Origin of the sequence: Cryobacterium zhongshanensis (genome assembly GCF_022760445.1) — a bacterium.
Lineage (GTDB): Bacteria > Actinomycetota > Actinomycetes > Actinomycetales > Microbacteriaceae > Cryobacterium > Cryobacterium algoricola.
The window spans coordinates 65,269-85,119 of record NZ_JALGAR010000001.1 but is presented as its reverse complement, the minus strand read 5'-3'; the positions used below and the strand labels follow the sequence as shown (position 1 = coordinate 85,119).

The 19,851-nt window shown below is 66.8% G+C and carries 21 protein-coding genes and 2 tRNA genes; 9 read left to right on the top strand and 14 right to left on the bottom strand.

What is annotated here, in order from left to right:
- Window positions 1-261 precede the first annotated feature (261 nt).
- A complete protein-coding gene (locus MQH31_RS00430; RefSeq protein ID WP_243010526.1) occupies window positions 262-933 on the bottom strand; it encodes a sulfocyanin-like copper-binding protein in 672 nt (223 codons plus the stop codon).
- 147 nt (window positions 934-1,080) lie between these two features.
- Here MQH31_RS00430 and MQH31_RS00425 point away from each other — a divergent pair, with 147 nt between their 5' ends.
- Entirely contained in the window at window positions 1,081-1,347 is a 267-nt protein-coding gene (locus MQH31_RS00425; RefSeq protein ID WP_308196398.1) for a response regulator transcription factor, read from the top strand.
- Here the strand turns inward: MQH31_RS00425 and MQH31_RS00420 are convergent.
- A complete protein-coding gene (locus tag MQH31_RS00420; protein WP_243010525.1) occupies window positions 1,295-2,368 on the bottom strand; it encodes a DMT family transporter in 1,074 nt (357 codons plus the stop codon). The two genes, MQH31_RS00425 and MQH31_RS00420, sit on opposite strands and share 53 nt — an antisense overlap.
- A 170-nt stretch (window positions 2,369-2,538) precedes the next feature.
- On the opposite strand from MQH31_RS00420, the gene MQH31_RS00415 reads away from it, so the two are divergent.
- Window positions 2,539-4,002, top strand: a complete 1,464-nt coding sequence (locus tag MQH31_RS00415) for an HNH endonuclease signature motif containing protein (RefSeq protein WP_243010524.1) — start codon at window positions 2,539-2,541, stop codon at window positions 4,000-4,002.
- A gap of 31 nt (window positions 4,003-4,033) precedes the next feature.
- Here MQH31_RS00415 and MQH31_RS00410 read toward each other — a convergent pair whose 3' ends face one another.
- Window positions 4,034-4,648, bottom strand: coding sequence for a cation efflux transmembrane domain-containing protein (locus MQH31_RS00410; RefSeq protein ID WP_243010523.1), 615 nt, complete (start codon window positions 4,646-4,648; stop codon window positions 4,034-4,036).
- A gap of 196 nt (window positions 4,649-4,844) precedes the next feature.
- Between MQH31_RS00410 and deoC the strand changes: the two genes are divergently transcribed.
- Window positions 4,845-5,540, top strand: a complete 696-nt coding sequence (deoC, locus tag MQH31_RS00405) for a deoxyribose-phosphate aldolase (RefSeq protein ID WP_243010522.1) — start codon at window positions 4,845-4,847, stop codon at window positions 5,538-5,540.
- A gap of 319 nt (window positions 5,541-5,859) precedes the next feature.
- Complete coding sequence (locus MQH31_RS00400; RefSeq protein WP_134534412.1) at window positions 5,860-6,438, top strand: beta-class carbonic anhydrase; 579 nt, start codon at window positions 5,860-5,862, stop codon at window positions 6,436-6,438.
- 115 nt (window positions 6,439-6,553) lie between these two features.
- Here the strand turns inward: MQH31_RS00400 and MQH31_RS00395 are convergent, their stop codons facing one another.
- From MQH31_RS00395 to MQH31_RS00375, 5 genes are all read right to left on the bottom strand, one after another.
- On the bottom strand, window positions 6,554-7,090 hold the full coding sequence (locus MQH31_RS00395; RefSeq protein ID WP_243010521.1) for a hypothetical protein: 537 nt from the start codon (window positions 7,088-7,090) through the stop codon (window positions 6,554-6,556).
- 168 nt (window positions 7,091-7,258) lie between these two features.
- Window positions 7,259-8,059 (bottom strand): hypothetical protein, encoded by an 801-nt coding sequence (locus MQH31_RS00390; protein ID WP_243010520.1) that lies wholly within the window; start codon window positions 8,057-8,059, stop codon window positions 7,259-7,261.
- Window positions 8,049-8,612 (bottom strand): RNA polymerase sigma factor, encoded by a 564-nt coding sequence (locus MQH31_RS00385; RefSeq protein WP_243010519.1) that lies wholly within the window; start codon window positions 8,610-8,612, stop codon window positions 8,049-8,051. The genes MQH31_RS00390 and MQH31_RS00385 overlap by 11 nt, the downstream gene beginning before the upstream one ends.
- A 276-nt stretch (window positions 8,613-8,888) precedes the next feature.
- Window positions 8,889-9,425, bottom strand: coding sequence for a hypothetical protein (locus tag MQH31_RS00380; RefSeq protein ID WP_243010518.1), 537 nt, complete (start codon window positions 9,423-9,425; stop codon window positions 8,889-8,891).
- 119 nt (window positions 9,426-9,544) lie between these two features.
- Window positions 9,545-9,910 carry an RNA polymerase sigma factor gene (locus MQH31_RS00375; protein WP_243010517.1) on the bottom strand — a complete coding sequence of 122 codons (366 nt, stop codon included), beginning with the start codon at window positions 9,908-9,910 and terminating at the stop codon, window positions 9,545-9,547.
- Between the two features lie 182 nt (window positions 9,911-10,092).
- Here MQH31_RS00375 and MQH31_RS00370 point away from each other — a divergent pair, with 182 nt between their 5' ends.
- From MQH31_RS00370 to MQH31_RS00355, 4 genes are all read left to right on the top strand, one after another.
- The gene (locus tag MQH31_RS00370) at window positions 10,093-10,350 is read left to right on the top strand and encodes a hypothetical protein (RefSeq protein ID WP_134534418.1); all 258 of its coding nucleotides are present in this window, start codon (window positions 10,093-10,095) and stop codon (window positions 10,348-10,350) included.
- Window positions 10,351-10,533: 183 nt separating this feature from the next.
- Window positions 10,534-10,842, top strand: coding sequence for a TFIIB-type zinc ribbon-containing protein (locus MQH31_RS20945; protein ID WP_134534419.1), 309 nt, complete (start codon window positions 10,534-10,536; stop codon window positions 10,840-10,842).
- A gap of 95 nt (window positions 10,843-10,937) precedes the next feature.
- The gene (locus MQH31_RS00360) at window positions 10,938-11,270 is read left to right on the top strand and encodes a PadR family transcriptional regulator (protein WP_134534420.1); all 333 of its coding nucleotides are present in this window, start codon (window positions 10,938-10,940) and stop codon (window positions 11,268-11,270) included.
- Window positions 11,267-11,788 carry a hypothetical protein gene (locus MQH31_RS00355; protein WP_243010516.1) on the top strand — a complete coding sequence of 174 codons (522 nt, stop codon included), beginning with the start codon at window positions 11,267-11,269 and terminating at the stop codon, window positions 11,786-11,788. The genes MQH31_RS00360 and MQH31_RS00355 overlap by 4 nt, the downstream gene beginning before the upstream one ends.
- Window positions 11,789-11,945: 157 nt before the next feature.
- Here the strand turns inward: MQH31_RS00355 and MQH31_RS00350 are convergent.
- The 6 genes from MQH31_RS00350 to MQH31_RS00325 form a co-directional block, all read right to left on the bottom strand.
- Window positions 11,946-12,019, bottom strand: a tRNA-Met gene (locus MQH31_RS00350).
- Between the two features lie 33 nt (window positions 12,020-12,052).
- Window positions 12,053-12,124, bottom strand: a tRNA-Thr gene (locus MQH31_RS00345).
- A gap of 81 nt (window positions 12,125-12,205) precedes the next feature.
- Window positions 12,206-14,077 (bottom strand): glycoside hydrolase family 13 protein, encoded by a 1,872-nt coding sequence (locus MQH31_RS00340; RefSeq protein WP_243010515.1) that lies wholly within the window; start codon window positions 14,075-14,077, stop codon window positions 12,206-12,208.
- An 8-nt stretch (window positions 14,078-14,085) separates the two neighbouring features.
- Window positions 14,086-14,994 (bottom strand): sugar ABC transporter permease, encoded by a 909-nt coding sequence (locus MQH31_RS00335; protein WP_134534435.1) that lies wholly within the window; start codon window positions 14,992-14,994, stop codon window positions 14,086-14,088.
- Window position 14,995: 1 nt separating this feature from the next.
- Window positions 14,996-16,618, bottom strand: a complete 1,623-nt coding sequence (locus MQH31_RS00330) for an ABC transporter permease subunit (RefSeq protein WP_243010514.1) — start codon at window positions 16,616-16,618, stop codon at window positions 14,996-14,998.
- A 121-nt stretch (window positions 16,619-16,739) separates the two neighbouring features.
- Entirely contained in the window at window positions 16,740-17,978 is a 1,239-nt protein-coding gene (locus MQH31_RS00325) for a sugar ABC transporter substrate-binding protein (RefSeq protein WP_134534437.1), read from the bottom strand.
- Between the two features lie 175 nt (window positions 17,979-18,153).
- Between MQH31_RS00325 and MQH31_RS00320 the strand changes: the two genes are divergently transcribed.
- Window positions 18,154-19,821: a glycoside hydrolase family 13 protein gene (locus MQH31_RS00320; protein WP_241976193.1), complete on the top strand. Its 1,668-nt coding sequence runs from the start codon at window positions 18,154-18,156 to the stop codon at window positions 19,819-19,821.
- Window positions 19,822-19,851: the final 30 nt, after the last annotated feature.

Here is a 19,851-nt window from a genome sequence, read left to right as displayed (position 1 = left end):
AACGGACGCGCGGGGCGGCGCCGGAGAGGTGGGTGCAGCGGATGCTGGTGGTGCAGTCTTAATCGTTGGGACAGTCAGGATTGACGTAGCGGTATCCTCCTTGGTTGAGTGGATCCGCCAACATCGTTGTCAAGGGTGCGACTTCTTCGGAGAAGCCGCGACGGTCCCTCCCTCCCCACGGTACGCTCGGCACAGCGAGGGAGCCCGAGGAAACGCCCCACCGGCGGATGCCGTCGTCGGCCCGTCCCTGCGGCATCCGCTCTAGAAGACGGTCAGTTCCCGGTACATCCCGGCTGCGTAGTGTCCCGGCAGGTTGCAGACGACCTCGTAGCGTCCGGGCGCGAGGGTGAGCGTTACCCAGCCGGCGGCACCCGAAGTGATCCCGGATCCCGCACCGGCCGCGCAGGTGGCCGATGCTTCGCCGAGACTTTCGGTTTCGTCGATCTCGTTGTCGCTCGAGATCGGGCGGCTGCCTGCGGCCTGGGTCCCCGCCAGCGGAAGAACGACGAGCTCGTGGGTGATGCTGCCGTCATTGGTCGCGACAAAGGAGACTGTTCCGGAGTGGACGCTGGATCGGTCGATGGTCAGGCCCATGGCCCCGCTGGGCATCGTCCCGGTTCCGTTACCGAACATCATTCCCTGGCCGTTTCCCGGCATATGGTCGCGACTGTTCCCTGGCCGCCGTGCGTCATTGCCCATCATCGCGTGGGTGCCGCCCATCCTGGTGCCGCCCATATTCCGCAGGGACACGTTCACTACTGCTCCTGCCAGTTGAGGCGGCGTGCACGACGATCCGGCTCGGCTGGTGCCGTCGGCGTCATTCCCGTTCATGGCGGTGACGGCTGTGACGGCACCGACCGACAGCCCGGTAAGACCGATGATCGTAGCGACTGCGCCGACGATCGCGGTGGCGATGAGTGTGTTCCTGCGCACGATGTTTCTCCTCCAGCGAGTGGTTGATGGTCACTACTCTGCGTGCCCGGTGTGCAGGCCGGCTGGCGGGCATGTGGAGACGGTGTGGAGGTTTGGCGGGAGGTCAACGCCCCGGAAACACCGGCGTTAGGGTGAGGTAATCCCCCAGTGCTGGTCGTCGAGGACGCGCGTGACATCCTCAGGGAAATCCACGCTCTCGGTACTCTCCCGGTGATCGTCCTCACGGCCCCACGCACGACGGAGGACCGAATCCAGGGGCTGGAACTCGGCGCCGACGATCATGTGACGAAGCCGTTCAACCCCCACGAAGTGGTGCTGCGCCTGCAGGCCGTGCTCCACCGGCACGGCGGGTCGCGTCAGCTCAGTGCTCGTGGCGGTGGTGCATGTCGGGGTAGTGCTCGTGCGTGTGGGTGAGGGCTTCGTGGGTGTGTTCGTGCTTGTGCCAGGTCCCCGATGACACCGGTTCGGCATGCTCGTGCTGGTGATGCTCGTCGTGAGTGTGCCAATGGTCGTGCGTGATCGGTTCGTGGGTGTGTTCGTGCTCATGGCGTTCGGTGAGGTGAAGCCAGATCCCGACTGCCATCAGGAGGCCGGCGATGACGAGGGGCCAGGTCACGGCGTCGCCGAGAATGATGGCGAGCACGGCACCGAAGAACGGGGCGACCGAGAAGTACGCCCCGGCCCGCGCCGTACCGACGTGGCGCATGGCCACGATGAACAAGACCAGGCTGATGCCGTAGGCGAAGAACCCGACGACGAGTGCCGCGGCGATGTTGCCGGCCGCCGGGAGCTGTGCACCGAGGAGGAAGGCGAGGGCCAGGTTGACCGGCCCGGCGACGGAACCCTTGATCGCGGCGAGCCACGTCGCATCCGTCAGCGCGATCTTGCGCGTGAGGTTGTTGTCGAGTCCCCAGCACAGGCACGCGCCCAGGATGGCCAGGGACGGCCAGGCGCTGCCGAAGTTCGCGCCGCCGGGAGTGCTCAGGATGACAGCACCTGCGACGATCGCCAGCATTCCGAGGGCGATGCGCCGGTCGAAATTCTCCTTGAAGACGAACCACGCCAGTACCGCGGTGAAGACGCCTTCGGCGTTCAGCAGCAGCGATGCGCCCGATGCCGGCATGTTCGAGAGCCCGAGCATCAGGAGGACCGGGCCGAAGATCCCGCCGAAGAGGATCGCACCGGACAGCGGCACCCACTCGACCCGGCTGAGCCGCACCCGGGGCGAGCGGCGAATGAGCCGGATCAGGCCGAGGCCGATCCCGGACCCGCAGTACAGCAGGCCGGCCAGCATCCACGGGCTGACCTCACCGAGGAGCACCTTGGCCAGAGGCGTACCCGCACCGAACAACACCGCCGACACCAGAGCCGCCTGGACCCCGCGGTTAGCGAGGGCGCCCGCCCTCGAGCCGCTCGAATTCGATCGTGTCGTCATCGACACAGTGTCCCAGAAGACGGCGCGAACGTGCATCGGCAGCACACTGCGCACGCACGGTTTCAGCGCGCCTGTCCTCAACAAAGTTCATCTGACCGGGTTTTCCACAGGCCAGCTGTGGGCGTCCGGATGCCGGTGGAATGTCGGTGGTGGTCCGTAGAGTAACCGACATGACAGCTGAAGAACCCTCAGAATCTCACCTGGACAGCCCCGCGGACAGCAGTGTGAACAGCGCTGCGGAACCCCCTCCTGACGTCCCTCCTGATAGCTACCTCAACGCCCCGCCCCTGAACCTCGTGGAACAGTCCCTGGCCGAGGTCTATGACGCGATCAAGGAGGCGGACCGGGAGATGAACCGAGCCGCCGCTCGCCGGGCGGCGGCGATCTACGCCGCGCAGCGGGTACTCATCGACGTCGGGCGGGCCCGAGCCGAGGCCGCCGTGCAGGCGGGTGGGCGGCGCCCGCCGTGGTCGCCGGAGGAGGCCACGAAGGAAGAGTTCACCTGCGAGGTCGGCGCCCTGCTCCGGCTGCCGCGGCGCACGACGGAGACCCTGATCGAGGCCAGCCGCACCCTCGCCGAAGAACTCCCTGCAACCCGGGAAGCCCTTGCAACCGGGGCGATCAGTTACCGGCACGCCCAGGTGATCATGGACCAGGCCTGGGGCATCCGTATGGGGGATGACCCCGTTTCGGCCGCCCGGGCCCGGGCCGTGTTCGAAGACGTCCTCGTGCCCGACGCGGAAGTGCTGACCGTGGCGAAGCTCGCCGACCGGGCCCGGAGGGTCCGGGAACGCACCCACCCGGAAACCATCACCGCCCGGCACCAGAAAAGCGTCGAGGACCGACACGTAGTGTTCCAGGCACTCAACGACAGCATGGCGTCCCTGTATGTGACCGGCGACGCCGAGAAGATCCAGGCCGCCTACCACCGCACCCTCGACACCGCCCTCACCCTGCAGGGCCCAGACGAAACCCGCACCCTGACCCAACTCGCCGCAGACGTACTCACGGATATGTTGATCGGCGGAGTCACCCCGGACGGGACCGGTGCCGGGGTCGCCGCTCAGGTGAACGTCACCGTCCCCGTCCTCACCCTCCTCGGGAAGAGTGAAGAACCCGGGTACCTCGCCGGGTACGGGCCGATCGACCCCGACACCGCCCGGCGTCTGGCGGCGGGGGCGCCGAGTTTCACCCGGCTACTCACTCACCCCGAGACCGGGGTCGTGCTCTCGATGGGCCGCGACACCTACAAGGTCCCGGCCGCTTTGAAGAGGTGGCTGGAGGTGCGGGATGAAACCTGCACCTTCCCCGGCTGCCGCCGCTCCGCGAAACGCTCCGACGTGGACCACAGCGTCGAATGGCAACACGGCGGGCAGACGGACGCGATGAATCTCGCCCACCTGTGCCCGTATCACCACGCGGTCAAGAGCTACACGAGATGGACACCAAGACACCTCGGCGACGGTCGCATCGAGTGGACCTCCCCGGCCGGGTACCGCTACATCGTCGAACCCTCCGCCGACATGCGACCACCCCGGACACCCCAACCGCAGCCCAAACCCCCGACCCCGATCGTCGACGTCTGGAACCTCGACCCCGAACCCAACGACCCCGACGACCCGACACCCTTCTGAACGGGTCGACTGGCCGAGGTCATGGCTGAGGTCATGGCTGCGGCCGCGCTTCCGGCCGGAAGATGTGGATCGCTTCGCGCACCGCGTAGTAGACGATCACATACCCGGCAAGGGGATCGGCCCACCACCAGCCGAGAACCAGGTCAAGCACGAGTCCGCCGAGCACGGCAACGGCGAGCAAGCCGTCGATGAACGTCACCCGCCCTTCCGTGACCAGAACCGGATTTCCCAGGGCGCGTCCGGTGCGGGCCTTCCCGAATGCCAGCGCGAACATGACGACGGCAGTGACGCCCGTCCAGGCGATTCCGGCGACACTGGGCGATGCGTGCTGCCGGGACACCAGGGCCACGGTCGATTGCACGGAGAGGTACGCGGCGAGCGCGACGAACGCGATACCGATCCACCGCAGCGCCCGGTGCTGCCGGTCCTCGCCGGTGCCGGAGAGCTCCCAGAGCACGACCGTGCTGGCACCGATCTCGATGAGGCTGTCCAGGCCGAACCCGAGGAGGGCGACGGACGACGCCATCGCGGCGAGAACGGCCAGGACGACGACCCCGACCACATTCCAGCCCAGGGTGATGTATTCGAGCAGCCGTCCTCGCCGGAGGAGAGCCGCCGGGGTATCGACGGCATGGGTTGAACGCATGCCGTCATTCTTTCAGCACCCGCCAATTCCCGGCACCTGTGCGACGCCCGGCGTAGAGTGGATGCCTGAGCGGACCACCGACTGGGGGCGTCGGTTCTGCACACAGCATTCCGCTCCCAGATCGCCATCGAGGCCGGTCGGGGTGATGCCTGGTCACACGGCTCCCCCGAACTCGTCACCAGCTAAGGACCCATCCATGACCACGCCCCTCGTTGACACCGTCAGCATCGCCAGCTACATCGACCACACCCTGCTCAAGCCCGAGGCCACCACCGCGGACGTCGCCGCTCTCGTCACCGAGGCCATCGCGCTCGGCACCTACTCGGTCTGCGTCTCCCCCTCGATGCTGCCGCTCACCATTCCCGCCGGTGCCGACCTCAAGGTCGCGGTCGTCTGCGGTTTCCCCAGCGGAAAGCACCACAGCATCATCAAGGCCGCCGAGGCCGCCCTCTCCATCGCGCAAGGCGCCGACGAGGTCGATATGGTCATCGACATCGGCTCCGCCAAGGAGGGCCGCTTCGCCGACGTCCAGGCCGATATCTCCGCCGTGCGAGCGAGCGTCCCCGCGCCGAAGGTGCTCAAGGTCATCATCGAATCTGCCGCCCTGACCGATGCCGAGATCGTCGCCGTGTGCGAAGCCGCGGTATCCGCGGGCGCTGACTTCGTCAAGACCTCGACCGGCTTCCACCCCGCCGGCGGCGCCACTGTGCATGCGGTGCGACTGATGAAGCAGACGGTCGGCGACCGGGCGCAGGTGAAGGCGTCGGGCGGAGTCCGCAGCTTCGACGATGCCCTCGCCATGATCGAAGCGGGCGCGAGCCGCCTCGGCGTCTCCGGCAGCGCGGCGCTGCTCGCCGGCGCCACCCCGACCGGAGCAGCCGAGGCGTACTGACCCACCTCGAGGTCGACAGAGCCCGGACGTCCAGGGACGTCCGGGCTCCGTCACGCCCTGGAGTCCAGGATCACTGAGGACGCTGAGGCATCCGCCCGCCCGTTTATCACAACCGCACCTGGCGCGGCCTCGGCGCGCACTCGACGATCGACACCGGACCACCGGACGACCGGAGCCGGCGCCCACTGTCCAGACGATGAAGACGATGAAGTCGACGGAACAAAGCGCAACATAGGTTCCCCACTCGGGCGTCGCTGACTACGCTTTTCGAAAAGTCCGCCAGCCGAGGCCGCTTACCCCCATCGTGAAGGACGCATCCATGACCGTGCTCGAAGAAGTCCTGTCCGCAAACGACGCCTACGCCGCAGCATTCGGCGACAAATCGGCCCTTGCCCTGCCACCGGCCAGAGGCTTTGCGATCCTCACCTGCATGGACGCGCGTCTGGATCCGGCCAAGTACGCGGGGCTGAGCGAAGGCGACGCGCACGTGATCCGCAACGCCGGCGGGCGCGCCTCCGACGACGCGATCCGCTCGCTCGTGATCTCCTACAAGTTGCTGGGCACCAGGGAGTGGTTCGTGATCCACCACACCAACTGCGGCATGGAGTTCTTCACGGACGAGGTCATGCGCGGCCTGCTCGCCAACAGTCTGGAGACCGCGGCCCTCGGCGAAGCGGGCTTCTACGACGTCGGCACGGGCCCGGGCTCAGCGGAGGCGAAGTACATCGACTGGTTGACGATCTCCGACCAGGCGTCGAGCGTGCTGGAGGACGTCGAACGCATCAAGGCGCATCCGCTCGTGCCCTCGGGAATCCCGGTCTACGGTTTCATCTACGACGTGGCCACCGGCCGCCTGGTCGAGGTGCCCGCGGCGACAACGGCCGGTTCGGTCCGATAGCCCGGTCACCTCGCGATGACCAGCGGGGGTGAGCAGACGAATCCTCGCGTGTGTTCACCGGGTCGCGTCCGGGACGATGATCCGTGTGGGTCGGCGGGAATCATCCGTCATGTCGTCAGCCATAGAGGTGCTCCGGCGTTTGTGGGCACTGTTTGTAGATGCCCTGGCCAAGGGGTCCGGGGTCCACGTGCGCGTAGGGCTGCCACGCGACAGTGGCCGGGCCCTGGCCGGTGTAGTTGCCCATGAACGATCCGAGCGTGGGCGGCGGATCGACCGGGATGTGGGCGGCTTCGAGGCACCGCATGAGCACCGTCGTCTGATACTCGTACAGGTAGGTGAGCTGAGACTCGTTCAGCGGCACCGAGTTCGTCGGGTCACTGGGGAAACGGGTGTTGCAGACATAGTCCGCGATCGCATGGCGCTCTTCGTCGCCCTTCGCCACGAAGGTCTCGATGCCGCCGTCCGCGGTGGCGGATGCGGGGACTCCTGCCTCGGTCAGGCAGGCCGCGATCACCGGCGGGAGCTCCTCCAGACTCACGAATCGTTCCCGCGTTGCCGTCGGCACGGCCACGTCGGGATAGCTGGCGACGAATCCGTCGCGTAAGGCCGTTTGGGCCTGATCGGCCAGCTCCTGAAGTGCGGCCGCGGTCATCACCGGCGGGGTGGGTGCCGGGATGGGCGTGGCCGTCGGTGCGAGAACTGGTGCGGCGGCGCATCCGCTCAGCAGAAGGAGGCCCAGGGCAAGCGCGAGACACTTCGCGGCCGTCGGCAGCGGGCGTCGTGCGCGTGTGACGTGTGACGTAATGACGGTTGTCTCCTGTCAGAGGTAGAGGTGGAAGGTGCCGAGGATGGTGGTGCCGTCGCTGCCATAGAGCGGAAACGGCTGCCCGGTGGGGTATCTGGCCCGGAAGGCGATGAGCCAGTCGAGCACGGCAGCACCTCTGAGGTCGCTCGGGGTCGCGGTGAGTGTCGTTCGCGCCACGTACCCGTAGACCGGCTGGCCGTTGTCGTCGCCGACGGCGAAGAGCAGGTCGGGCAGGTTCGTGGCCTCTGCACCCGGCGTGCCGAAGGTCTGGCCTCGGCCGTTGGTGGGGTAGTCGGTGGGGACGTGGTTGACGTAGTTGGCGTCCACCGCATACTTGCCGCCGGGGGTCGCCGTGATCACGAGTTCCCTCGGCACCGCCGCGTCGACCAGCGGGAATTCGGCCGTCTGGGTCGTGAGACCTGCGCCTGACCCCTCCTGGTACTTCATCGTCATCTCCGCCCCGGGCAGTCCCGGCACGGTCAGGGTAAAGCTGCCCGCGGACAACGTGGTGAACGTGACTCGCAGCGCGTTCGCGGGGAAGTCGGGAGCCGTGAGGGGGATGGTGGCCGGCCCGGAGCTCGGTTCACCGGTATTCAGCACACCGGTCGCGACCGCCGTGCCCGCCGCGGTACCCACACCGAGCAGCGTGACGATCACGGCGATCGTGCCGCCGCGACCGAGACCGAATCGCCTGCGCGGTGTTCGCTCAATGCGCGTGAGCACCGTGGCCTTCATCTCGGCGACGAACGCGTCGAGCTCTGCACCGACGGGCGGTTCCACCGGGTGCGCGCGACGGATGCCGGGTTCACTCATCATGATTGCTCACCGCCCTTCTGACTCGGTTTCGGTTTCGGGCACTCGCGCGTCGTGTGCCCATCGCTCCCACGCTCGCCCCCACGATGGCGGCCGCCTCCGCGTAGGAACGACCCTCGACCAGGCACAACTCGCAGATGCGTCGGTCCAGACCGTCGAGAGCCTCGATGTCCGTCTGCACCCAGCGCAGACGCTGTACCGCGAGGGCGCGGTCCTCGTTCGCCGCAACATCCGCCAGACCCGCGAGACCCTCCGGGAGAGGCTCGGCGCGGTGAGGCCCCTTCTTCCGTCGGCGGTTCAGTGCGTGGTTGCGGCAGGTCACCAACAGCCAGGGCAACGCGGAGGACTCTGCGATCGTTACCGAGCCAGCCTTGCTCCACGCCGTCGTAAACGTGTCCTGCACGATTTCCTGCACATCCAACCGGTCCGAGACCAGCGCCCAGGCATAGCGCGTGACCGCTCGCGAATGCCGGTCGAAGAGCGCTGCGAACGCTCGTCGGTCGCCCGTCGCGGACCTGTGCACCAGCACCCGGTCTGGCTCCCCCACACTGTCCACGATCGCCCCCCTTGTCTATTGAATGTCACCCGCGGGCGAATCATGACAAATTGCCCCTGATCGGGTCCAAAATTGTGCACGGGTCGACGCCGGTCATCGCCGTCCTTTATCCAGGAGCTCACAGCGGCCGGACCCGCCCCGAAATAGTGTGGGCCCCTCTCCACGAGGGCAGCCACCTACCCGCTTACGAGAGGCGATCTGAAGCGGCTCACGGTCATTGGGGTCACTTCCGAGCACGCGAACAAGCATTCCTTTCGACCCCCACGTCGGAGCGCACTATCCATAGAGGTGGTCGGGCATCTGCGGGCATTGCACGGTGATGCTGATCGCAAGGTCGCTGCCGGTCACGTGCTCGTAGGGGAACCAGCTACCGCCGTCGCTTCGGTAGCGGGCCAGGAAGTCCTCACGTGATGGAGGCGTGTCGACTGCGTAGCCGGCATCCTCGAGACAGGGAGTGAGGACCTGGGTTTGGTAGTCGTAGATGTAGGTGATCTGGGAATCGTTCAACGGGACCGAATACGCAGGGTTGGTCGGGAACCTGGTCCTGCACGTGTAACTGACGAGAGCGAAATCCTCTGCATCAGAGTCGAGGTGGCCGCCGCTCCAGCCCCCGTCCGCGGATGCGACCGAGGGGAATCCATGGTCGGTGTAGCAAGCGGCCATGACCGTCGCGATCTCCTCGGGTTCGATGAACCGCGCTCGCTCGACGGCCGGGACGATCGCGTCGGGGAACTCTCCGACCAGGTCCTGGAGGGTTCTGGCTTGATCCTGGGCGGCCAGCGCTGCGAGTTCTGCGTTGGTGAAACTGTCCATTGTTGGCAGCGTGATTGGTCCGGCTTGTCCACCGGGCGTTTGGGCGCATCCGCTGGTCAGGAGGACGGCAGCAACCAGCGCCGCGGTATTCATCAGTTTCTTCATGGTGGCCTCTCGATTCAGCGGTAAAGGGTGAATGTGCCCAGGACGGTCGTTCCAGTGCTGCTGTACAGCGGCAGTGGCTGCCCGTTCGGATACCGCGCGTGCACCTGGGCCAGCCAGGCGGTCCAACCGCCCGCGGGGAAGAGCTCAGGGGTCGCGGCATCAGAGCGCAGCACGTAGCCCTGGACCTTGCCGGCTTTCGCCCACGCCGTCACGAACGTGTCCTGAACGACTTCCTCGACATCCATCTGATCGGAAAGCAGCACCCAGACGTAGCGAGTGACTGCTCGAGAGTGACGATCGAAGAGCACACCAAAGGCGCGGCGATCCCCCGCCGCCGCCCGTCGGACCAAGTCCCAGTCGGCATCCTCTGCAGAATCCACTTCCACCCCCTACCTATTGAATGTCACTCCCGGCCAGTTCATGACACGACCGGTGATCCACCATCCGCATCGGCAGAGTCGACGGCCGAGATCGACGCCCGGGATCGGTCCCCTAGCATGGCCACATGGGCGAGATAGAGGCTGGGCACAGCGGAGGTTCACACTCAACCGTCTCGCGTCGGGTGAGCGTGTCCCTGGTCATCCTCGGCGCCGTGGCAGCCCTCATCGGAATCGTGCTTCTTCTCCTGCCGGGCAATCAAGCGAGCTTCGGCTGGTTCGCGTATGCACCACTCAGCGATTCGACATTCCTCCCGCCAGGCGGGCTGCTCTCGCCACACAGTCAGATCGGGATAGTGGTGCTCATCGTCGGGCTGGTGGTGCTGGCCTTCGGCGCCGGCTGGATGCTCGGGCTACGTCACACTGCGAGAAGTCCGGAATAAGCCAGAACATCGAGTTGACGTCAATTCGCTGGCGAGGAACGACATCCCATTTCGTGACCCCTCGGTGACCCTGGCCTCTGATCCCCAGACAGCGCGGAGAGCCAGTCGAGCTCCACGAACGGTATTGGGGTCTTCGCCCGCATCGCCCGCGTACGTGTTCTTCAACCACGGGAAGGAGCACGCATGAACTGCCCTCAAGACGGAGCCGTGCTGGTGGTCGCTAACCGCACCGGCATCGAGATCGATGTTTGTCCAATCTGCAAGGGGGTGTGGCTGGACCGCGGGGAACTGGATAAGGTCATCGCCCTCGCGGATACCCGCCGTCGTCCAGGCCGACCACCGTCTCTACCCCCGCTGCGAGCGAGAAATTCCGCCAGCGAAGATATGGACACCCCACTCGTCGGCACAGTGAAAGAGGACACCCCGCGAGGCGAGAACCGGTTGGCGGACCTGTTCGCGGAAACCCCGCCACCCCTCGACCGGACGACCTGACCGAAAGCACGGCCGGCCCAGAAGGCAAACTGCGACGGGCGTGTCAACGAACTTGGTACTTGTGTATGCCCAGTACTAGGTCATATGCTGACGCCATGTCACACGATGCGCAGATGCTCAAAGGGGTCCTCTCCCTCCTCCTGCTGCGCCTTGTCGGGGACCATGACGACTACGGATACGCTCTCGTGGTTCGTCTTCGAGTGGCCGGGTTCACGGAGCTGGCAGAGGGCACCGTCTATCCCGCACTGACTCGTCTCGAGTCTGCCGGGCTGCTTGATTCGCACCTCGTGCGGTCCACCTCCGGACCGGCTCGAAAGTATTACACGCTCACGGCGGCTGGTGAGGCAGAGGCGGCTCGCGCGCTCGACTCGTGGACCCTACTCACGGCCACCGTTGACCATGTCCTTGACGGAAGGAATGCACCATGAACCTCCTCGACCACGCCCGCATCATTCGCGCCACCCTGTCCTACGACGCGTGGCTTGACTTCGCTGGCGTCCCGGGCCGGAGACGACGCGATCTGAGGCGTGAGCTCAGGGCCAACCTGAGTGACGCCGCCGCGCTCGTCGGGTCACGCGAGGCCGTCCGCGGTTTGGGCAGCACCCGCGCGATGGCCGCAGCTGCAAGCGCCCCAGATCCCACGCGCCCACACTGGACGGTAGCATTCACGATCGGCATGAGCCTTTTTGGACTCTCGGTGTTAGCCGAGACACTCGCAGCATTGAGCTGGCTCGACGGCGCACGGGCTGCAACTCCCGAAAGCCCGGTTGCCGGATCGCTGACGTTCTTCCCGGGGTCGAGCCTCGCCTACAGCCCATCCGCCGACGGCTTCAGCCTCTCGATCAACTTCGGCTGGGTTTGCCTGGCCGTCGGACTCGTCTCCTTCATCGTTGCCGCACAGCCCTGGCGGCTCCTCATCCGCAGCACCGCGTCACTCTCGCAGTAGCTGACGCCAGGAGGCCGACTCCTCCCGGCGCGCAGATTGCCACGGTGCTTTTCAGGAGCCGGTCGCAACGCAGGGTTCCTGCGGGTTGGGCCTCTGGAAGGCAAGAAAAAACCCCGGACTTCCGTGGAAGCCCGGGGTGATGTTGATGAATACCGTGTAGCGGGAGCGGGAATTGAACCCGCGACACCACGATTATGAGCCGTGTGCTCTAACCAACTGAGCTACCCCGCCACGACCTGCCGGCCTCACGACCGCCCAAGCCTGAGCCCCCTGTGGGAATCGGACCCACTACCTCTTCCTTACCAAGGAAGTGCTCTACCAATGAGCTAAGGGGGCAGAACTTCTCTTCAGAAGTTGCGCCCTGAATTTCGGCAACCGGTAAACATTATCATCTCCGCCGCCCTCCCCGTGACCGTTTCAGCCAACCGGCACGAGCACCCCGGGAAGGGCCCACGCCGTGAACGACGGGCCGGGTGCTTCCAGGCGGATGCCGGCGGCCGCGCCGATGAGTTCGGCGTCACCGATCAGCCTTGCCGCGGCAACCGCCCCCGCCAGCGTTCCGGCTGGCAGGGACACCGCACCGGACGCCCGCGCCGCCAGCACGAGCACGGACTCGTCGGCCGTTTCGCGCACGAAGACGAGCACGTCATCGTCCACGTGCAGCCAGCGCATCGAGCCACCGTTGAGGGCCGGGTGACCGGTGCGCAGGTGGATCAGGGCCGCGTAGAGGTCGATCGTCTCGGCGACCGCCGGCTCCCCCGTGCTCGCCCAGGGCATCGGCGTGCGCGAGTGCTCGCCGTCGTCCCCCATGAGGCCGAACTCGTCCCCGGCGAAGACCACCGGGATGCCCGGCAACGTCACCGACAGGCCGAAGGCCACCGGCACGGTTCCGTACAGGGCGTGGGTGCGGAACCGGGGCGTGTCGTGAGTGTCGAGGGCGTTCATCGTGGCGAGGCGGGTGCGCCACGGGAATCCGGCGGCGAACCTGCGGTGCGCCTCGAAGAACTGCGGCCCGGTGTATTGCGGGATCGTGCCGTAGGGCAGGCCGAAGAACGAGGACGGACTGTTCGGTTTTGAGAGCCAGCCCCAGAGCGGTCGGGTGAAGTGGGTGTACGTCATCGCGCCGTGCCACGCGTCGCCCTGGAAGTCGCTCGCGGCGTCGTTGGTGCTCTCGCCGAGCAGGATCGTGTCGGGGTTGACGTCGATCATGGTGCGGCGGATCGTCTGGCGCACCTCGGCGTTGAGGTCGTCGCCGAGCATCCGCCCGGTCATGTTGGCGACGTCGATGCGCCAGCCGTCGAGGCTGTACGGCGGTTCGAGCCAGTGCGCGACGACGGAGTCCGGGCCCTCGATGAACCGCCTGCGGAGCTCTGCCGAGGCCCAGTTGAACTTGGGCAGGCTGCGGGCGCCGAGCCAGGAGGCGTAGTCCTGCTGCTCGTCGTCGAGCCAGTAGTAGAAGGCACTCTCGGGTGCCTTCGGGGTGCGGTGCGCGGCCCGGAACCACTCGTGCCGGTCGCCGGAGTGGTTGGTGGTGAGGTCGCCGATCACCCGGAGGCCGCGCGCGTGCGCGGCACCGACAAGCCTGACCAGGGCCTCGTTTCCGCCGAGCAGGGGATCGACCTCGGTGAAGCTCGCGGCGTCGTAGCGGTGGTTGGAGGCGCCGGGGAAGACCGGGGTCAGGTAGAGCAGGGTGACACCGAGCCGGATGAGGTGGTCGAGGTGCTCGATCACACCATCGAGGTCACCGCCGAAGAACTGGTGCGACCGACCGGGCTGGTCCCGGTCGACGTCGTCGCTCCAGTCCGCCGGAATGGCCCACGCGGGCGCCTCCCGCTCGTCCGCCGCGGCGGACCGGCCGAACCGGTCCGGGAAGACCTGATACATCACGGTCGACCGCGCCCACTCGGGCGGCGGTGCGTACGTGACGAGCTTGAAGTCCTCCGAGTCGAGTGTCTCGATGGAATGCACACCGCTCGCGTTCAGCCAGGCGTGGCCGCCGTCGCCGAGCGTGAGGAGAAACCGGTAACCGTGCACCGGATTCTCCACGAGCACCTCGGCCTCCCACCACTGGGCGTCGTCGACGGTGCCGAGCAGACGCGCGGGACTGAACCGCGGCTCCCGGTCGGGGTTGGACCGCGCGTACACGGCAACGACGGTGCCGAACTGCCGGGGGACGCGCACGCGCACCCGCACCCTGTCCCCGAGCGCGGGAGTCTGCGTGGAGACGTAGAGCGGCGACCCGTCGTGATGGGGCTCGGCGTAGAGCTCGGCGTAGGACTGCGGGCGCATCGTGCCGGTTACTTGACCGACCCGGCGGTCAAGCCGCCGACGATGTACTTCTGCAGGAAGAGGAACAGTGCCATCACCGGGAGAGCAGCGAGCACGGCCCCGGCGGCGAACACCGAGTAGTTGCTTGAGAATTCCTGGGACACGAACTGGTAGAGGCCGACGGCGAGCGTCTGCTTCTCGGGCGTGATGAGCACGATGCTCGCGATCACGAACTCGTTGGTCGTGCCGACGAAGGAGAGGAGGCCGACGACCGCGAGGATCGGAGCGACGAGCCGCAGGATGATCGTGAAGAAGATCCGGGCATGCCCGGCCCCGTCGATCTTGGCCGCCTCGTCGATCGAGGCCGGGATCGTATTGAAGAAGCCGTACATCAGGTAGGTGTTCACGCCGAGGGCGCCGCCGAGGTAGACCATGATCAGGCCGATCTGGGTGTCGAGGCCGATCGCGGGGAAGATGTCCGAGATGCCGCTGAGCAGCAGGAAGATCGCCACGACCGCGAGCAACTGCGGGAACATCTGCACGAGGACGAGCATCAGCAGCCCCGCCCGACGCCCGCGGAAGCGCATGCGGGAGAAGGAATATGCGGCGAGCGCTCCGAGGAAGACGGTGCACACCGAGGTGATCGTGCCGATCAGGAGCGTGTTGCCGTACCAGGCGGCGTAGGGCTGCTGCGGCAGGTTGAACAGGGTCGAGTAGCTGCCGAGGTCGATCTCGTTGAAGAGGCCGTTCGCGGTGATCAGGGTGCCGCCCGGGTGCAGCGACGCGGACAGCACGTAGAGCAGCGGGAAGGCGGAGAACACGACCATGACCACGCCGACGAGGTGCCGCCAGCCGGTGCGGGAGAACCACCGGCCGAAGTTGAACGGTCGTTTGGTCGGGATGTACTGGTCGCTGGTTTCGGGGGCTGCGATACGCATCTCAGTTCAACTCCTCTAGCGCCTTGGTCTGTTTGAAGCTGATGACCGACACGAGGGCGACCAGCAGGAAGATGATGATCGAGAACGCGCTCGCAAGGCCGTAGTCGCGGCTCGCGCCGACGAAGGCGACCTTGTAGACCATCGAGATCAGGATGTCGGTGGCCCCGACGTTCACGCCGGCCGTGACGTCGCGGGGACCGCCGCCGGTGAGCATGTAGATCAGGTTGAAGTTGTTGAAGTTGAACGCGAACGAGGAGATCAGGAGCGGCGCGACGGACACGAGCAGCAGCGGGAGTTTGATCAGCCGGAACACCTGCCAGGGTCTCGCCCCGTCCACGGTCGCCGCTTCCTGGATCTCGGTCGGGATGGATTGCAATGCGCCGGTGCAGACCAGGAACATATACGGGAAGCCGAGCCAGAGGTTGACGAAGATAATGCTGAACTTGGCCAGCCACTCGTTGGTCAGCCACGGGATGTCCGCCCCGCCGAAGAGCACCTGGTTCACGAAGCCGAACTGCGGGTTGAGCATGCCCGCCCAGACCAGTGCCGAGAGGAAGGCCGGGAAGGCATATGGCAGGATCATCACCACCCGGTAGACGTTCCGTCCGCGCATCCGCAGGTCGTTGAACACGATCGCGAGGAACAGGCCGAGCCCGAAGGTGGTCAGCACCGAGAGCAGTGCGAAGGCGAAGGTCCAGAGGGTGACGCTGATCAGCGGGCCGCGGATCGACTCGGAGCCGAAGGCGTGCACGAAGTTCGCGAAGCCCACCTCGACCTTCCAGCCCGGGAGCAGCTCCTCTCCGCCCGGCGCCACGAAGGAGCCGGTCTTGCCGTTGTCGCTGTAGACGACGCCGGTGCTGGTGTTGGTCATGGTGCCGTCGACGGCGGAGTAGACGAGGTCGGAGACGTAGAGGTAGGCGCTCGACCCGTCCGGAGTGCGGAGCGACCCGTCGTTCGGGTCGTCCGAGACCGGAACGGAGAGGGCGGCGATGGCCTGCTGCTGGGCGACGATGTCGGCGAAGCGGAGCGAGGTGTAGCCGGCGAGGCCGGTGGCCTTGCCCTCGGCATCCGTCGTCGCGTCGGTGACGACCCGGAGGGGGCTCGTCGCCGAGCCGACGCTGACGCTGCCATCGGGGTCGGTGACGAGGAAGCTGAACTCCCCGGACTGCTCGAGCACGGTGAGCCCGTAGCTCGGCGAGTCGGGGACGCGTTCCTGCGAGGAGACGATCAGGGCGTTCACGGCGTCGGCCTTGGTGCTGTTGTGCCCGGTACCGTAGTTGGTGAACGCGATGTAGCCGGAGTAGCCGATCACGAAGATCTGGAAGATGAGCAGGAAGATCAGTCCGGGCGCGAGGTACTTGGCCGGGAGCTTCTGGTGGCTGAAGTAGATCCAGTTGACGACCAGGGTGACGAAGGCGACGAGGCCGGTGACGACCCAGTCCTGCTTCATCACGAGCACGAAGAGGGCATAGACGCTGATCGCGTCGACGATGCCGAGCAGCACGATCTTGACGAGCAGCACTTTGACCCCGGCGGAGGCGGCCTCGGCGACCCGGGCGGCCCGCCGGGAGCGTTTCGTCTGCCGGAGCTGCGCCGCGTCCTGCTCGGTGCGTGGTGTGGTCATCGTCGTCCGCTTTCTCGGGTGCAGGTGGTGCTGGTGAGCGGATGCCCGTCCGCGGGGGGCCGGGGACGGGCATCCGTCGTGCTGTGGTGCTGTGCTGCTGTGCTGCTGTGCTGCTGTGGTGTTACTTGATGGCGGTCTGGATGTCGGCCGTCATCTTCTGCCACAGGCCGACCGGGTCACCCTGCTGCGAGATGATCGCGGCTTCGGTGACGCCCCAGAACTGCCAGACCTTGCCCATCTGCGGGATGCTCGGCATCGGGACGGCAGTGGCCGCAACCTTGCCGAAGCCGGCGGTGATCGGGTCGGAGCTGGCCGCCTCGAAGGCCGCGGTGTTGGCCGGAGCCCGCCCGCCGACCTTGTAGAGGGCGGTCTGCACCTTTTCGCTGCCGATGTAGTTGACGAGGAATTCGTTCGCGGCGAGGGCGTTCTTGCTCTTGGCGCTCACGACGAAGCCCTGCACGCCGACGAACGGCTGCGCGGTCTGGCCACCGGCCGAGGGGATCGGGTCGACCGCGACGGTGATGCCGGCCTTCTGGGCGTCCGGGACGTTCCACGGGCCGGTGATCAGGAAGGGCGAGGCGCCGGCGAGGAACTTCTCCTTGGCGATATCGCTCGTGACGTTGAGGCTCAGGTTGCCCGCTGCGCCCTGGGCACCGAGCCAGGTTGCGAAGCCCTCTCCGCCGGCGTTGCCGATGGACAGGTCGTTCGCGTTGTAGCTGCCGTCGGCGTTGGTGCCGAAGACCGGAGCGCCGAAGGACGTCTGGAAGGGGTACAGGTGGTACGGGTCGGCGTCCGGGCCGAGCTGCACGAGGTACGGGAACTCGGTGCCGGCTGCCTTGCCCGCTGCGACCATGTCGTCGTAGGTGGCGGGAGCGGTCGGCGCGAGCGCGGTGTTGCGGAGCAGCGCGATGTTCTCGATCGAGTACGGCACGCCATAGGTCTTACCCTCGACGCTCATCGCCGTGACCGCGACCTTCTGGTAGTTGGCGGCGGTGTCGCCGAGTTCGACCGGCTGCACGACGCCGTTGGCGACGAAGTTGCCGAGCCAGTCGTGGGCGGCGATGGTGATGTCCGGACCCTTGTCGGTCGGAACCTGGGCGATGAATTCGTCCTGGATCTTGGTGAAGTCTTTCTGCACGAGCTTCACCTCGACGCCGGTCTCCTGGGTGAACGCCGCGGCGGCATCCTTCAGCACGGGCGCGCGGTCGGCGTCGACCCAGACGGTCAGGCTCCCGGACCCTGCGGCGGCGGTTGCGCTCGCCGTCGAGGCAGCTCCTCCGCCTGAACAGCCGGTCAGAACCAGTGTCGCGGCCGCCAGTACGGCGCCGGCGGCAAGCAGGGCTTTCTTCTTCACCATCATTGGTGTGCCTCTCGTAGAACGAACAAATCAAAAGTGCAAGCGTTTACATGTCTAGCCGATGGATTGTTGATTGGCAATTCAAAGTGCGCAGGTATTTGAAAGATTGTCGGAATCGTTTAAGCATAGATTTATGGAAGCGCTTTCATTTGGTATTCCATGCAGTAAAGTTTTCGTCATGACAGGCTCCGAATGGTGGCGTACCGCCGTTATCTACCAGATCTATCCGCGCTCGTTCGCTGACTCGAACGGCGACGGCATGGGCGACCTCGCCGGAATCGAAAGCCGGCTCCCCGCCTTGCGCGATCTCGGCATCGATGCGATCTGGCTCTCACCGTTCTATACGTCGCCCCAGCGCGACGCGGGGTACGACGTCGCCGACTACTGCGATGTCGATCCGCTCTTCGGAACCCTCGACGATTTCGCCAGCCTGCAGGCAACGGCACACAATCTCGGCATCCGGGTCATCGTCGATCTCGTGCCCAACCACTCCTCGAGCGACCACCCGTGGTTCCAGGCCGCCCTCGCGGCCGGCCCCGGAAGCGCCGAGCGCGGACACTACATCTTCCGGGACGGCAAGGGCGTCAACGGGCAGTTGCCGCCGAACAACTGGGAATCCGTCTTCGGCGGCCTCGCGTGGACCCGCGTCATGGAGGCCGACGGCACTCCCGGCCAGTGGTACCTGCACCTCTTCGACTCGAGCCAGCCGGACTTCGACTGGCAGAGCCCGTGGGTGCGCGAACAGTTCCGCGACGTGCTGCGTTTCTGGCTCGACCGCGGTGCAGACGGCTTCCGGGTCGATGTCGCTCACGGAATGATCAAGGCCGCAGGCCTCCCCGACTACACCCCGCCCGCCGATGGCGGCAGCATGGGCGGGGCAACGGTTCTCGAGCCGGGCGTCGTCGCCGACCCCGCCGCGACCGCCCCGTACTGGGCGCAGCCCGGAGTGCACGAGATCTACCGCGACTGGCGGCTCGTGCTCGACGAGTACCCCGGCGACCGGATCCTGGCCGCGGAGGCCTGGGTCGACCCGCTCAGCCACGTCGCCGAGTGGGTGCGTCCCGACGAGATGCACCAGGCGTTCAACTTCGCCTACCTCGAGACCCTCTGGGGTGGCCCGGCCCTCCGCCGCGTGATCGACGACTCCCTCGCCGCGTTCAGCGCCGTCGGGGCGCCGAGCACCTGGGTGCTCTCCAACCACGACGTCGTCCGGCACGCCTCGCGCCTCGCGCTCACGGGCGACAACCTGCAGGGCCACGGCATCGGCCCGAAGACGGTCGGCCTTCCCGATGCCGTCGTCGGCCTGCGCCGCGCACGGGCGGCATCCGCTCTCATGCTCGCCCTGCCCGGCTCGAGCTACCTGTACCAGGGCGAGGAACTCGGATTGCCCGAGGTCGTCGACCTGCCGGACTCCGCCCGCGAGGACCCGACCTGGTTCCGCACGAACGGCGAGCGCTATGGCCGAGACGGATGCCGCGTGCCGCTGCCCTGGGTCGGCTCTGCGCCGTCCTACGGCTTCGGGCCGACCGCGGCCAGCTGGTTGCCGCAGCCGGCCATCTGGGGCGAACTCGCCCGAGACGTGCAGGAGGGCGTGCCGACCTCGACCCTCGAGCTCTACAAGCTCGCCCTGCGGCTCCGGCGGGAGCACGGCCTCGGACTCGGGTCCGTGTCCTGGCTGAACGGGCTCGGTGACGCGGTCGTCGCGTTCACGAACGGCAGCGTGACCGTCGTCGCGAACACGGGGGCGGCATCCATCACCCTGCCCGCCGGCGAGGTGCTGCTCGCGAGCGAACCGCTCACCGGACGCACCCTGCCCGGCGACACCACGGCCTGGTTGCGCGCCTAGCGCCACCGACCCTCCGCTGAGGTGTCGCAG